The organism is Microbacterium sp. MYb54, assembly GCF_002979515.1.
In the GTDB taxonomy this organism is placed as follows: Bacteria; Actinomycetota; Actinomycetes; order Actinomycetales; family Microbacteriaceae; genus Microbacterium.
The window spans coordinates 98068-112912 of the sequence record NZ_PCPA01000004.1; the positions used below are offsets into that span (position 1 = coordinate 98068).

Annotated in this window: 13 protein-coding genes; all 13 read left to right on the plus strand. The window is 67.2% G+C overall.

What is annotated here, in order from left to right; all coding sequences use genetic code 11:
- Positions 1-49: 49 nt before the first annotated feature.
- The 13 genes from CQ040_RS06040 to tpiA all read left to right on the plus strand — a co-directional run bounded on the left by CQ040_RS06040 (position 50) and on the right by tpiA (position 14844).
- Entirely contained in the window at positions 50-808 is a 759-nt protein-coding gene (locus tag CQ040_RS06040; RefSeq protein ID WP_105525752.1) for a DUF4129 domain-containing protein, read from the plus strand.
- A complete protein-coding gene (locus CQ040_RS06045) occupies positions 805-1278 on the plus strand; it encodes a hypothetical protein (RefSeq protein WP_258131168.1) in 474 nt (157 codons plus the stop codon). Before CQ040_RS06040 ends, CQ040_RS06045 begins: the two co-directional genes overlap by 4 nt.
- Positions 1275-2246, plus strand: coding sequence for a MoxR family ATPase (locus tag CQ040_RS06050; RefSeq protein ID WP_105525754.1), 972 nt, complete (start codon positions 1275-1277; stop codon positions 2244-2246). The genes CQ040_RS06045 and CQ040_RS06050 overlap by 4 nt, the downstream gene beginning before the upstream one ends.
- Positions 2243-3556 carry a DUF58 domain-containing protein gene (locus CQ040_RS06055; RefSeq protein ID WP_258131169.1) on the plus strand — a complete coding sequence of 438 codons (1314 nt, stop codon included), beginning with the start codon at positions 2243-2245 and terminating at the stop codon, positions 3554-3556. The genes CQ040_RS06050 and CQ040_RS06055 overlap by 4 nt, the downstream gene beginning before the upstream one ends.
- Complete coding sequence (locus tag CQ040_RS06060) at positions 3553-4146, plus strand: hypothetical protein (RefSeq protein WP_105525756.1); 594 nt, start codon at positions 3553-3555, stop codon at positions 4144-4146. Before CQ040_RS06055 ends, CQ040_RS06060 begins: the two co-directional genes overlap by 4 nt.
- Before the next feature lie 9 nt (positions 4147-4155).
- Positions 4156-7044, plus strand: a complete 2889-nt coding sequence (uvrA, locus tag CQ040_RS06065) for an excinuclease ABC subunit UvrA (RefSeq protein ID WP_105525757.1) — start codon at positions 4156-4158, stop codon at positions 7042-7044.
- Complete coding sequence (gene uvrC, locus CQ040_RS06070; RefSeq protein ID WP_105525758.1) at positions 7044-8948, plus strand: excinuclease ABC subunit UvrC; 1905 nt, start codon at positions 7044-7046, stop codon at positions 8946-8948. Before uvrA ends, uvrC begins: the two co-directional genes overlap by 1 nt.
- Before the next feature lie 34 nt (positions 8949-8982).
- On the plus strand, positions 8983-9855 hold the full coding sequence (gene rapZ, locus CQ040_RS06075) for an RNase adapter RapZ (protein ID WP_105525759.1): 873 nt from the start codon (positions 8983-8985) through the stop codon (positions 9853-9855).
- Between the two features lie 67 nt (positions 9856-9922).
- Positions 9923-10900: a DNA-binding protein WhiA gene (whiA, locus tag CQ040_RS06080; RefSeq protein ID WP_105525760.1), complete on the plus strand. Its 978-nt coding sequence runs from the start codon at positions 9923-9925 to the stop codon at positions 10898-10900.
- Between the two features lie 184 nt (positions 10901-11084).
- On the plus strand, positions 11085-11711 hold the full coding sequence (locus CQ040_RS06085; RefSeq protein ID WP_105525761.1) for a superoxide dismutase: 627 nt from the start codon (positions 11085-11087) through the stop codon (positions 11709-11711).
- Between the two features lie 115 nt (positions 11712-11826).
- The gene (gap, locus tag CQ040_RS06090; protein WP_105525762.1) at positions 11827-12837 is read left to right on the plus strand and encodes a type I glyceraldehyde-3-phosphate dehydrogenase; all 1011 of its coding nucleotides are present in this window, start codon (positions 11827-11829) and stop codon (positions 12835-12837) included.
- A gap of 10 nt (positions 12838-12847) precedes the next feature.
- Positions 12848-14062 (plus strand): phosphoglycerate kinase, encoded by a 1215-nt coding sequence (locus CQ040_RS06095; protein WP_105525763.1) that lies wholly within the window; start codon positions 12848-12850, stop codon positions 14060-14062.
- Entirely contained in the window at positions 14053-14844 is a 792-nt protein-coding gene (tpiA, locus tag CQ040_RS06100) for a triose-phosphate isomerase (RefSeq protein WP_105525764.1), read from the plus strand. Before CQ040_RS06095 ends, tpiA begins: the two co-directional genes overlap by 10 nt.
- The last annotated feature ends 1 nt before the right edge of the window (position 14845 follow it).

Consider the following 14845-nt stretch of genomic DNA (forward strand, 5'->3'; position numbering starts at 1 on the left):
CACCGCTGTGATGACCTCTTGGCTGAGGAGCGGCCCCTAGGGTGGAGGCATGTCGCGCTCCGAGCCCTCGGTCCCGGAGCAGGAGCGTGCCGGGGCGGATCGGCCGCGGGCGAGGCTACTGCTCCCGCTGATCGCGGTAGCCGGCTTCTTCGCCACGATCATGTTCGCGGCGGCCGCTCAGGGGCTTCCGCAGTTCGGTGGATGGTTCAACGACACCGAGGAACGGGCGGGGGACGATGTCCTGCCGACTGCATCGACGGAGACCGCGCCTCCACCGACTGAGCCCCCCGAGGACTCGCCGCTTCTCGCGATCATCGGTTACATCCTCGCCGCGATCGTCATCGTCGCCGTTCTCGTGATGGCGTACTTCGGCGTGCGGCTCCTGATCCGCTACCTCGTGGAGTTGTGGCGTGACCGTCCGCTCGCGCGCCGAGAGGCGACGAAGGTCGACGTCCAGGTCGTGACCGCGCCGGTGACGGATATCGAGCCGGACGAGGCGACGATCCGGCGGGGGATCGCCGAGGCGCTGCGGACGATCGACGACCGACCAGTGCCCGGTGACAGCATCGTGGCGGCGTGGGTGGGGCTGGAGGAGTCGGCGGCGGATGCCGGTGCCGGTCGCGGCGTCAACGAGACCCCTTCGGAGTTCACCGTGCGTATCATCGGCCGACGCGCCGGAATCGCCGCCGACGTCGTCACCTTGCTCGCCCTCTACGAACAGGTCCGCTTCGGCGGTCACGACGCCGACGAGAACGACCGGATCCGGGCCTCTGAGTGCCTCCTCGGCATCCAGGAGGGGTGGCGATGAAGAGGCGGATGCTGGTTCTGGGCATCGGCGGCGTTCTCGCCCTGGCCGTGCTCCTCCTGCTCGGGCAGCTGGGCTTCCCCGAAGCGTTCGTGCTCGCATGGATGATCCTCGTCGCCGCAGTGGTCCTCGCCTGCCGCCAGGAGCTCATCGAGGTCGGGCCGGTCTGGCCTCCCGAGAAGCGGAGCCGCAACCCGCGCGGCTCCGACGTGTCACGCATGGCCTGGGCGATCAACACACGCACGGGTGTAGCCGGCCACGTCGTGGTGCGCAGAGTGCAGAGCGTGCTGAGGAGACGCCTCGCCCTGCGCGGACTCGACCTCGACGATCCTGCACAGCACGCCCGCATCGACGCCCTTCTCGGTGAGGGGGTGCGGGATGCCCTGCACCGTCGCGAAGTACAGCGCACCGACATCGAGATCGTGCTCGACGCGATCGACCGAATCCCGAATGACACGGAGGAGACCGGATGAGCAGCCAGGAGACCACGCAGATCGCCGATACCGGGCGTCGAATCCTCGAGAGCGTCCGCGGTGCCGTCGTCGGGATGGACGAACCGCTCACGATCGCCCTCGCCACGATCCTCGCGGGCGGCCATGTGCTCTTCGAGGACGTCCCGGGATTGGGGAAGACACTCGCGGCGCGGAGTCTGGCGTCCGCGCTCGGCCTCGATTTCCGACGCCTGCAGTGCACTCCTGACATGCTGCCCGGCGATGTCACCGGTTCGTATGTCTATGCGCCGGCCACCGGTGACTTCGCGTTCCGACCAGGGCCGATCTTCACCGGTCTGCTCCTCGCCGATGAGGTCAACCGCACCACGCCCAAGACCCAATCCGCGATGCTGGAGGCCATGGCGGAGCATCAGGTCACCGTCGAGGGCAACAGCTTCCCGCTGCCGCTGCCGTTCCACGTGATCGCGACTTCGAATCCGATCGAGTACGAGGGCACGTACGCGCTTCCCGAGGCGCAGCTCGACCGCTTCATGGTGCGCCTCGCGGTCGGCTACCCCGAGGCGGAGGATGAGACGCGCATCATCCTCGACCGTGTGCGCCGGCAGAGCCCCGACGTGTCCGTCGATCCGGTCGTCGACGGAGCGGGTCTCCTCGCGATCCAGGCGGCCGTCGAGAGGATCCATGTCGACGCCGATGTCGCCAGATATTGCGTGGAGCTGACGAAGGCCACGCGGAATGCGACGCATGTCGCCGTCGGAGCCTCGCCGCGCGGATCGCAGTCCCTCGTACTGCTCGGCCGCGCGCTCGCGGCCCTGGACGGTCGGGACTATGTGCGACCGGACGATGTCAAGCGCATCGCGGAACCCGTGCTCGCGCACCGGCTCACCCTGACACCTCAGGCCTGGGCTCAGGGCGTGGATCCCCGATCGGTCGTGGCGGCGGTGGTCGAGGCCACACCCGTGCCGCCGACCGTGGCCGCAGTGCGGTGACTGCGCAGGTCCGCGTCACGGCGCGCTCTGCTGTGCATTGGAGTCGGACGCCCGTGATCGCGATCGGCGTCGCCGGCTCGGCGATCCTCGCAGCGGTGGGTCTCGTCTTCTCGCGACCCGATGTGATCGGCATCGGCCTTCCGCTCGCGCTGACGACGGCATGGATGCTGCTGCGTCGGCCCCGTGATTCGGTGATGTCGATCGAGTTGCATGCCCACCCGAAGGGTTCGGAGAGCTCGTCCGAGGTCGTGGCGGTGGCGGACGCGATTCTCGACGGTGACTGGCTTCAGGTCGCGATCGACCAGGAGGAGCAGCGATCGGGGCTCGCGGACGTGAAGCCAGGACGATCCGTCCTCACGGCGCGCAGCCGCCTACAGCACTCCGGTCCGGTGGAGTTGCTCGCAGTGACCGTCCGGGGGGTCGCCCTCGACGGCGCATGGGTCTCGGACGCGGGGCCCCAGGTCGTGCTGGGGTGGAACACGCCGCCGAGGCAGTTCCGGATCGGACGACTCCCGGTCGCTCCGCGGCTGACGGGTCTGCACGGTTCCCACGAGGGGGCGCGACCCGGCCAGGGCGGCGATTTCCGCGACATCCATCCGTTCGCGCCCGGTGATGAGTTGCGTCGGGTCGACTGGCGCGCAACGGCCCGCGCCGCCCGCCGGCCAGGGGAACTCCTCGTGCGGCGCACCACCACGCTCAGCGATTCCTCGGTGGTGATCGCGGTCGACACCGCGGAGGATCTCGGAACCGTGGTCGCCTCCTGGGGTGCGGACGATGCCGACCGATCGGGAATCACCTCCCTGGATCTCGCGCGTGAGGCCGCGCTGTCGATCGCCACGGCGGCGGTCGGCATTGGCGATCGGGTCGCCTATCACGCACTTTCGCCCAGCGGGCGCAGCATCCCGTCCGGCGGAGGCCGGCGCCATCTCGCGCGCGTGCGTGACGTGATCGCGGCGACCGGTCAGAGCGACGACGATTCCAGGTACAGACGGTCGCCGGTCGTGCCGTCAGGATCCATCGTCTTCGTGCTCTCCACCTTCTTCGACGGAGTCGCGGCGCAATTGGCCACCGGGTGGCGGGCGGCGGGCCATGCCGTGGTCGCGGTCGACGTGCTCCCCACGCCGGACGAGGGCCGACTCACCCGTGAGCAGCGCATCGCGCTGCGGACTCTGCTCGCGGAACGCTCCGACATCCTCGTCGAGCTCCGTCATGCCGGGGTCGAGGTCGTCGCGTGGACGGATCCCGATGTCGACGTCGCGATGCGGCTCGCGGCCCTTCGCCAGCAACGGATGCGGACGGTGCGGCGATGAAGCGCGGTCTCCGTTCCTTCCGCGTGCGGGCCGCTGTTCCGGGGATCACCTTCCGACTCCTGGTCCTCGCGATCGTGTGGGGTGGTGCGGTGGTGCTCGTTCCCTTCCCGTTGTGGCAGGGCGTGGCGGTGGTCGCCGCGCTTCTCGCAGTCGTGATCCCACGATCCCTGGCAGCGTGGTTCGGCGCGGCCTGCCTCGTGTTCGGGGTCCTCCTGACCGACCCGGATCCGGCACGTACGGCCCTCGCCGTGCTGCTCGTGCCCGCGATCCACGTCCTCGCAGCGCTCAGCCTGGTGATCCCGATCTCCTCGCGCGTCGCCCTCGCGGTGCTCGGCCCGAGCTTCGCGCGCTTCCTCGTCATCCAGCTGCTGGCGCAACCCGTGGTCTTCGGGGTGTGGCTGCTGGCACCATCGAACATCGATCACGGGATCGTGTGGCTCGCCCCGCTCGCCGCGGCGGCGCTCGTGCTCGGGGTGCTGCTGGCGCTGCGGGCGATCCTGCGGTCGGACGCTCCTCGGACGGTGTCGTCGACGGGCGCCGATCCGACTGTTGAGCATCCTCGCGGAGCCAATGTCCGTGGCCCCTCGTAGACTTGTTCGGTGCCCATCGTCCCCGTTGCCTCCGCCGGAAAACTCAGTGTTCGCGGTGCCCGCGTTCACAACCTCAAGAACGTCGACATCGACATTCCGCGCGACTCTCTCGTCGTGTTCACCGGCTTGTCCGGGTCGGGAAAGTCCAGCCTCGCGTTCGACACGATCTTCGCCGAAGGGCAGCGTCGCTACGTCGAATCGCTGAGCGCGTATGCGCGCCAGTTCCTCGGTCAGGTCGATCGGCCAGACGTCGACTTCATCGAGGGGTTGAGCCCCGCCGTCTCGATCGACCAGAAGTCGACGAACCGCAACCCGCGGTCGACCGTCGGCACGATCACCGAGATCTACGACTACATGCGTCTGCTCTGGGCGCGCATCGGCATCCCGCACTGCCCCGAGTGTGGCGAGCGGATCCAGCGTCAGACGGTGCAGCAGATCGCCGACCAGCTCATGGAGCTCCCCGAGCGCACGCGCTATCAGGTGGTCGCGCCGATCGTCTCGCAGAAGAAGGGCGAGTTCGTCGACCTGTTCCGTGAGCTCGGCGCGAAGGGCTATTCGCGGGCGATCGTCGACGGTGACCTCATCCAGCTCGCCGAGCCGCCCACGTTGAAGAAGAGCTACAAGCACGACATCGCCGTGGTGGTAGACCGGCTGGTGGCGTCCGACGACATCCTCGGACGCGTCACCGACTCGGTCGAGACCGCTCTCGGACTCGCGGGGGGAGTGGTGCAGATCAACTACGTCGACGGCGAGGGCGACGACGCGTGGCAGACGTTCTCCGAGAAGCTGGCCTGCCCGAACGGCCATGCCCTCACTCTCACCGAGATCGAACCGCGTACGTTCTCGTTCAACGCGCCGTTCGGAGCGTGCCCGGCATGCTCCGGGCTCGGCACGCGCATGTCCGTCGACGTCGATCTGATGCTCGGCGATGAAGACCTCTCGATCCGCGAGGGCGTCATCATCCCGTGGACCACGCAGGGCAAGGGACTTTTCCAGTACTACGAGCGACTGCTCGAAGGACTCTCGAACGACCTCGACTTCTCGCTGGACACGCCGTGGCGCAAACTCCACTCCGACGTGCAGAATGCGGTGCTGCGCGGCGAGAACTACAAGGTCTCCGTCAAGTGGAAGAACCGCTACGGCCGCGAGATGCGGTACACATCCGGGTTCGAAGGCGTCGTGCCGTACATCGAGCGACAGTACCTGCAGGCCGAGTCCGACACCCAGCGCGGCCGGTGGGGCGAGTACCTCCGCGAGGTGCCGTGCCCCGTGTGCGATGGCAACAGGCTCAAGCCCGAGGTCCTCGCCGTGCAGGTGCACGGCCACTCGATCGCCGAGGTCTCACACCTCAGCCTCGCCGACGCTCGCGCCTTCATGGAGACCCTCACGCTGACCGACCGTGAAGCGAAGATCGCCGCGCAGGTGCTCCGTGAGATTCGTCTCCGTCTCGACTTCCTGCTGCAGGTGGGTCTCTCGTACCTCAACCTCAGCCGTTCGGCCGGTTCGCTTTCGGGCGGTGAGGCGCAGCGCATCCGTCTGGCGACGCAGATCGGCTCCGGTCTGACCGGGGTGCTCTACGTGCTCGACGAGCCGTCGATCGGTCTGCATCAGCGCGACAACCGCCGCCTCATCGACACGCTGCTGAAACTGCGCGACCTCGGCAACACGCTGATCGTGGTCGAGCACGACGAAGAGACGATCGAAGCGGCCGACTGGGTCGTCGACATCGGCCCCGGCGCCGGTGTGAACGGCGGCGAGGTCGTGCACTCCGGTCCGTACTCGGCACTGCTCAACGACAGCGCCTCGATGACGGGGGAGTACCTCTCCGGTCGCCGTGAGATCCCGATGCCGAAGAAGCGCCGCAAGATCGACAAGAAGCGGATGGTGAGCGTCGTGGGCGCGCGCGCCAACAACCTCCGAAACGTCACCGCCGACTTCCCGCTCGGCGTGCTCACCGCGGTCACCGGGGTCAGCGGCTCAGGTAAGTCCTCGCTCGTGAACGACATCCTCTACCAGGTGCTGGCTTCGCGATTGAACGGCGCCCGTACGGTTCCGGGCAAGCACACGCGGGTGACCGGGCTCGACAACCTCGACAAGGTCGTGCACGTCGACCAGGCGCCGATCGGCCGCACCCCGCGGTCGAACCCGGCGACCTATACCGGAGTGTTCGATCGCATCCGCACGCTCTTCAGCGAGACGCCGGAAGCGAAGGTCCGTGGCTACCAGCCCGGCCGGTTCAGCTTCAATGTCAAGGGCGGCCGCTGCGAGGCGTGCTCCGGTGACGGCACGATCAAGATCGAGATGAACTTCCTGCCCGACGTGTACGTCGACTGCGAGGTCTGTCACGGCAAGCGCTACAACCGCGACACGCTGGCTGTGCACTACAAGGGCAAGAACATCGCCGAGGTGCTCGAGATGCCGATCGAGGAGGCGGCCGACTTCTTCGAACCGATCCAGGCGATTCATCGCTACATGAAGACGCTCGTCGACGTGGGCCTCGGCTACGTGCGGCTCGGTCAGTCGTCGACGACGCTGTCCGGTGGCGAGGCGCAGCGCGTCAAGCTGGCTACCGAACTCCAGCGCCGCAGCAACGGTCGCAGCATCTACGTTCTCGACGAGCCGACCACGGGTCTGCACTTCGAAGACGTCCGAAAGCTCCTCGAGGTGCTCAATGGTCTCGTCGAAAAGGGCAATACGGTCATCGTCATCGAGCACAACCTCGATGTGATCAAGTCGGCCGACTGGGTGATCGATCTCGGGCCCGAGGGCGGTTCCGGCGGCGGACAGATCCTCGCCACGGGCACACCGGAGCAGATCGCACGCGTCGAAGAGAGCCACACCGGGCTGTTCCTCGCCGAGATCCTGGGTGAGGGGCGCTCCGCGCGGAAGGCCAGCTGATGGCCGACGTACTGGCGTACAAGCCTCGGCCGGGGGAGATTCCCACCGACCCCGGCGTGTACCGCTTTCGTGACGCCTCGGGCCGGGTGCTCTACGTCGGCAAGGCGAAGAACCTGCGTCAGCGTCTCTCGAACTACTTCGCGCCGTTGCGCACGCTCCACGAGCGCACGCGACGGATGGTCACCACGGCAGCTTCGGTCGAGTGGACCGTCGTGCCGACCGATGTCGACTCGCTGCAACTCGAGTACATGTGGATCAAGGAGTTCGATCCGCCCTTCAACGTTCGATACAAGGACGACAAGTCCTACCCGTTCATGGCGGTGACTCTCGGCGATGAGGCTCCCCGTGTGCTGGTGACCCGAAACAGGAAGATTCCCGGCGCACGCTACTTCGGCCCTTACCCGAAGGTGTGGGCGGTGCACGAGACGATCGACCTGATGGTCATGGCCTTCCCGATCAGGACCTGCAGCGACGCCAGCTACAAGCGCGCCATGCAGACGGGACGCCCGTGCTTCCCCGGCCAGATCGGCAAGTGCGGCGGCCCGTGCTCGATGACGGTGACGATCGAAGAGCACCGGGCGATGGTCGACGATTTCGTCGCTTTCATGGCGGGTGGCGACGAGCGATTCACGCGGGAACTCACCAAGCGGATGCTGGCTGCGTCCGCGGCGATGGACTATGAAGCCGCAGCGAAGTACCGCGACAAGCTCTCCGCGATCGAGGCCGTTCTCGGCAAGAGCGCACTGGTGCTCGCCAGCGACGAGGACGCCGACCTGTTCGGCATCGCCGAGGACGAGCTCGCTGCGGCGGTGCAGCACTTCGTGATCCGCGGCGGTCGCGTGCGCGGTGTGCGGGCACTGACGATCGAGAAGGAGATCGACATCACGAGCGCCGAACTCGTCGATCAGGTGCTGCAGCAGGCGTACGGTGACGCGCAGGACGTGCCCCGTCGCATCCTCGTCCCCACGCTCCCCGACGACGCCGCAGAACTCGAACTGTGGCTGCGGGAACGTCGGGGCAAGAAGGTCGAGATCGCCGTCGCCCAGCGCGGCCAGCGCGCCGATCTGATGCGCACGGCGAGCCTCAACGCCCAGCAGGCGCTGATCAGGCATAAGACGCGGCGTACGACCGACTACGTCGCCCGTACTCAGGCACTCACCGATCTGCAGGATGCATTGGGGATGACCGAGGCGCCGTTGCGTATCGAGTGCTTCGACATCTCGCACCTCGGCGGCACGAACGTCGTCGCGTCGATGGTCGTCTTCGAAGACGGGCTGGCGCGCAAAGACCAGTACCGATCCTTCAACATCGCCGAGACGACCGACGACACCGACTCGATGTACCAGGTGCTTCGGCGACGGCTCGCCTATCTCGACCGGCCCGAAGAGCTGGAGATCATCGATCCGACGACGGAGGACGTCGTCGCCGAAGACCTCGGCGAGGCCACGGCGCGTCGTAAGCCCCGCTTCGCCTACCCGCCTCAACTGCTCCTCGTCGACGGCGGCAAGCCGCAGGTCGAGGCGGCAGCCAGAGCACTCCGTGATGCCGGACACACCGAGATCGCCGTGTGCGGCATCGCCAAGCGGCTCGAAGAGGTGTGGCTCCCCGGCGACGACTTCCCGGTGATCCTGCCGCGCACGAGCGAGGCGCTGTACCTGCTGCAGCGACTGCGCGACGAAGCGCATCGATTCGCGATCACGCACCAGCGCAGGAAGCGGCGCAACGACATCTCCTCTGTGCTCGCCGAAGTGCCAGGGCTCGGTGCCGCGCGCATCAAGGTGCTGTTGAAGCACTTCGGGTCCGTCACCGCTCTTCGTGCCGCCGAGCCGGGACAGATCGAAGAAGTCCAAGGGATCGGCCCGGTACTCGCTCAGAACATCCACACGCACCTGTCCACTCGCTAGGCTGGAGACCGAGGGGGAGAGGGAGTACTGAGCAATGGTTGACGGCGAGAAGGGCGAGTTCCTCATCGTCACTGGGATGTCCGGCGCGGGCCGGACGACCGTGGCGAACGCACTCGAGGATCTCGGCTGGTATGTCGTCGACAACCTGCCCCCGCAGATCCTGCGGCCCCTGCTGGATCTCACCGACATGGGCGGCACCGCTCTGCCCAAGGTCGCAGCGGTGGTCGATGTTCGCGGACGCAATCTCTTCGACGATTTTCCCGGGGTTGCGCGTGCACTGCGCTCACGCGGTTCCGTCAGGGTGCTCTTCCTTGATGCGTCCGACGACGTGCTCGTGCGTCGGTTCGAGTCGGTGCGTCGACCGCATCCGCTGCAGGGCGAAGGCACCCTGCTCGACGGCATCCGCATCGAGCGCGCCAGGCTCGCACCGATCCGCGAAGCTGCCGATCTCGTGATCGATACGTCGACTCTCAACATCCACCAGCTGGCCACGCAGGTCTCGGACATCTTCTCGGCCGAGGGCGAGGCGCGGCACCGCGTCACCCTGCTCAGCTTCGGGTTCAAGTACGGGCTGCCGACCGACGTCGACATCGTCGCAGACATGCGGTTCCTGCCGAACCCGTTCTGGAACGAAGAGCTCCGCGGCCTGACCGGCCAGGACGAGACGGTCCGAGAGTACGTCCTCTCACGTCAGGGTGCGAAGGAGTTCCTCGACGCCTATTCGGCGGCCCTGGTGCCGGTGCTCGAGGGGTATCAGCGCGAGAACAAGAGTCACTCGACGATCGCGATCGGCTGCACGGGCGGGAAACACCGCTCGGTGGCGATGTCGGAGGAGCTGGCGCGCAGGCTCGCCTCCATCCCCGGGGTCGCCGTGAACGTCCGTCACCGCGACCTGGGCCGAGAATAGCGAGCCGCCCGGCCGAGTAAGCTGGACGTTTGCGTCGCGATCCGGCGCGTGAACGTGAAGGAGTGTCGTGGCACTAACCACCGACGTCAAGGCCGAGCTGGTCAGCATCCGCACCGCACCCCCCACGGTGCGGGTGGCGGAAGTGACCGCGATCCTCCGGTTCGCCGGCGGTCTGCATTCGATCGCCGGTCGCGTGGCCGTGGAGGCCGAGGTGGACGCGGAGACGCTCGCGCGTCGAGTCGCGCGCGACCTCGCTGAGATCTACGGCGTGCGACCCGAGATCGCACAAGTCCAATCGAGTACCGCGAACGACGGTGCGCGCTGGGCGGTTCGCGTCATCGCCCAGGGCGAGACGCTCGCCCGTCAGACCGGGCTGCTCGATCAGCGCCGCCGCCCCGTTCGGGGACTGCCCAACCGCCTCACCACCGGCTCTCGAGCCGAGGTCGCAGGCCTGTGGCGTGGTGCGTTCCTGGCCGCCGGCACCCTGAGCGAGCCCGGCCGTTCCGCCATGCTCGAGGTCGTCTGTCCCTCCTCGGAAGCGGCGATGGCTCTCGTCGGTGCCGCTCACCGTCTCGGCGTGGCTGCAAAGGCCCGAGAGGTGCGCGGGATGCCGCGCGTCGTCGTGCGCGAGGGCGAGTCGATCCGCACGATCCTGAACGAGATGGGCGCGCACAAGACCGCCATCGCCTGGGAAGAGCTCCGTCAGCGCCGTGAGGTGCGGGCCGGGGTCAACCGCCTGGTGAACTTCGACGACGCCAACCTGCGTCGCTCCGCGCAGGCCGCGGTCGCCGCATGTGCGCGTGTAGAGCGTGCGCTCGAGATCCTGGCCGAGGAGGTGCCCGATCATCTGAAGGTCGCTGGAGAACTGCGTCTCGCGCATCGGGATGCCAGCCTCGACGAGCTCGGCCACCATGCCGATCCGCCGTTGACGAAGGACGCCGTGGCGGGCCGTATCCGCCGCCTCCTGGCGATGGCCGACAAGCGAGCTCAGCAGGAGGGCATCCCGGGTACCGAGGACGCTGTCCCGGTCGGACTCGACGTCTGACCCACTCTCTCGACGAAGGCCCGTCCCCGATGCATCGGGGACGGGTCTTCGTCATATGGCGGAAGGATCGGGCGCACGGCCGCGTTGTCGTCAGTAGGATGAAAGACGTCCGCTCTACGCCGCACATCGGCGGCGCGGAGGATCGGCAAGCGCCGCGGCGCGGCGCGGATTGGATGAAAGCGACATGGCGACCTACACGCTCCCTGACCTTCCCTACGACTTCGCAGCCCTCGAGCCGCACATCAGCGGCAAGATCATGGAGCTGCACCATGACAAGCACCACGCGGCTTACGTCGCCGGTGCGAACACCGCCCTCGACCAGCTCGCAGAGGCGCGCGACAGCGGCAACCTCGCGAACGTCAACAAGCTCGAGAAGGACCTCGCCTTCAACCTCGGCGGTCACGTCAACCACTCGATCTTCTGGACCAACCTGTCGCCGAACGGCGGAGGCCAGCCCGAGGGTGAGCTGAAGGCCGCCATCGACGAGTACTTCGGCTCGTTCGAGAAGTTCCAGGCACACTTCACCGCCGCGGCGACCGGGATCCAGGGCTCCGGCTGGGCGGTTCTCAGCTGGGACTCGATCGGCTCGCGCCTGATCATCCAGCAGCTGTTCGACCAGCAGTCCAACACCGCCCAGGGCACCATCCCGCTCTTCCAGCTCGACATGTGGGAGCACGCCTTCTACCTCGACTACCTCAACGTCAAGGCCGACTACGTCAAGGCTGCGTGGAACATCGCGAACTGGGAGAACGTCGCCCAGCGCCTCGAGGTCGCCCGTAAGCAGACGAACGGCCTGCTGGTACTGTCGTAATCGGGTCGCGTCCCGACGGGCCACGGCTCGTCGGGACGCCCTCTCAGCCAAAAAACCCCGCGCCACATGCATGCTGGAAAGCTGCGTGCGGCGCACGAGAAACAGGGAGACCTGAGTGTCTGTCAAGATCGGTATCAACGGCTTCGGCCGCATCGGACGCAACTACTTCCGCGCGGCTCTCGCGCAGGGAGCGGACCTTGAGATCGTCGCCGTCAACGACCTCACCGACAACAAGACCCTGGCGCACCTGCTGAAGTACGACTCGGTCGGCGGCGTCCTCGACGCCGAGATCAGCTACGACGACGACAGCATCACCGTCAACGGCAAGGTCATCAAGGCCTTCGCCGAGCGCGACCCCGCAGGTCTCCGGTGGGGCGAGCTGGGTGTCGACATCGTCATCGAGTCCACCGGCTTCTTCACCAAGGCCGAGCTCGCCAAGAAGCACATCGAGGCCGGCGCGAAGAAGGTCCTCATCTCGGCTCCGGGCACCGGCGTCGACGGAACGTTCGTCATGGGCGTGAACGAGGACACGTACAACCCGGAGACGGATCACATCATCTCCAACGCGTCCTGCACCACCAACTGCCTCGCACCGCTCGCACAGGTCTTCAACGACGCGTTCGGCATCGACCGCGGCTTCATGATGACGGCGCACGCCTACACCGCAGACCAGAACCTGCAGGACGGCCCGCACAGCGACCTCCGTCGTGCACGCGCCGCTGCGATCAACATCACTCCGGCATCGACCGGTGCGGCCAAGGCCATCGGTGAGGTTCTGCCGGAGCTTCAGGGCAAGCTGAGCGGCTCGTCGTACCGTGTTCCGGTTCCCACCGGTTCGATCGTCGACCTCACCCTCATCACCGACCGCGAGAACCTGACGGTCGACGAGGTCAACGAGGCCTACAAGAAGGCTGCGGCCGACGGCCGTCTCGCGGGATACCTCCAGTACAACGAGGACCCGATCGTCTCGAGCGACATCGTGCACAACCCGCACTCGTCGATCTTCGACTCGACGCTGACCAACGTCAGCGGCAACCTGATCAAGGTCTCCAGCTGGTACGACAACGAGTGGGGTTACTCCAACCGTCTCGTCGACCTGACCGAGTACGTGGCCGAGCGCCTCTAAGCTCAGAAACATGACTCTGCGCACCCTGGACACTCTGGGGTCGCTCGAGGGCAAGCGCGTCATCGTCCGTTGTGATCTCAATGTCCCCCTCCGGGACGGGATCATCACGGACGATGGCCGTGTCCGCGCCTCGCTGCCGACCCTCAACGCACTCATCAACGCGGGCGCCCGCGTCGTCGTGTGCTCTCACCTCGGGCGGCCGGAAGGCGCGCCCGACCCGCAGTACAGCCTCGAGCCGGTGGCTCAGCGTCTTTCCGAGCTGCTCGGCGCTCCGGTCGCGTTCGCGCGCGACACGGTCGGCGAGTCGGCGAAGGACGCCGTGGCCTCCCTCGAGGACGGCGGAGTCGTCGTCATCGAGAACCTGCGGTTCAACCCGGGGGAGACCTCGAAAGACGAAGCAACGCGTGCGGCCTTCGCGGCCGAACTCGCAGAACTCGGCGACGTGCTCGTCTCCGACGGATTCGGCGTCGTGCACCGCAAGCAGGCGAGCGTGTACGAGCTCGCCGAACTGCTCCCGTCCGCAGCCGGTCTGCTTATCGCGGCCGAGCTCGACGTGCTCGACCGCCTGACCGAGAACCCGGAGCGTCCCTACGCGGTCGTCCTCGGCGGCTCGAAGGTCAGCGACAAGCTCGGAGTCATCTCGCACCTGCTTCCGCGGGTGGACAAGATTCTCGTCGGTGGCGGCATGCTGTTCACCTTCCTCAAGGCGCAGGGCCACGCGGTGGCATCGAGCCTGCTGGAAGAGGATCAGCTGGAGACCGTCCGCGGCTACATCGCGGAGGCGGCAGAGCGCGGCGTGGAGCTCGTGCTCCCCACCGATGTCGTCGTCGCGGCTTCCTTCGGTGCGGATGCGGCGCATGAGATCGCCGCATCCGATGCGATCGAGTCCACGCCGTTCGGCGCGTCGGGCATCGGCCTCGACATCGGCCCCGAGACGGCGGCGAACTTCGCCGAGGTCATCCGCGGGTCGAAGACCGTGTTCTGGAACGGCCCGATGGGCGTGTTCGAGTTCCCGGCGTTCGCGGCCGGTACCAAGACCGTCGCACAGGCGCTCACCGAGGTCGACGGCCTCAGCGTCGTCGGCGGCGGTGACTCCGCGGCGGCCGTGCGTCAGCTCGGATTCACCGACGACCAGTTCGGTCACATCTCGACCGGCGGCGGTGCAAGCCTCGAATTCCTCGAGGGCAAGAAACTACCTGGCCTGGAGGTGCTCGGATGGGCGTGAACACTCGTACCCCGCTGATCGCGGGAAACTGGAAGATGAACCTCGACCACCTGCAGGCGGTCGCGTTCGTGCAGAAGCTGCACTGGACGTTGAAGGACGCGAAGCACGAAGACGGTTCGGTCGAGGTGGCGGTCTTCCCGCCGTTCACCGACATCCGCAGCGTCCAGACCCTCATCGACGCGGACAAGATCCCCTTCGCGCTCGGTGCGCAGGACGTGTCGGCGCACGACTCCGGTGCGTACACCGGTGAGGTGTCCGGGGCGTTCCTGGCGAAGCTGGACGCGAAGTACGTCATCATCGGCCACTCGGAGCGTCGTGAGTACCACGCCGAAGGCGACGATGTCGTGGCGGCCAAGGTGCAGGCGTCACTCAAGCACGGCCTCGTCCCGGTGATCTGCGTCGGAGAGACCGCGTCCGACCTGGAGAAGTTCGGTGCCAGCGCCGTTCCTGCCGGTCAGCTCGAGGCGGCGCTCCAGGGCGTCTCGCCGAAGGCGGATATCGTCGTCGCATACGAGCCCGTGTGGGCGATCGGCTCCGGCCAGGCGGCGACGCCGCAGCAGGCGCAGGATGTCTGCGCCGCTCTGCGTGCCGTCGTCGCGAAGGTTCTCGGCGACGAGGCTGCCGCACGGACTCGCATCCTCTACGGCGGCTCGGTGAAGGCGGCGAACATCGCCAGCTTCATGCGCGAGCCCGATGTGGACGGCGCTCTGGTCGGCGGGGCGAGCCTCGTCGTGGACGAGTTCGCCGCGATCATCCGCTTCGAGAAGCACGTCGGCGTGTGAG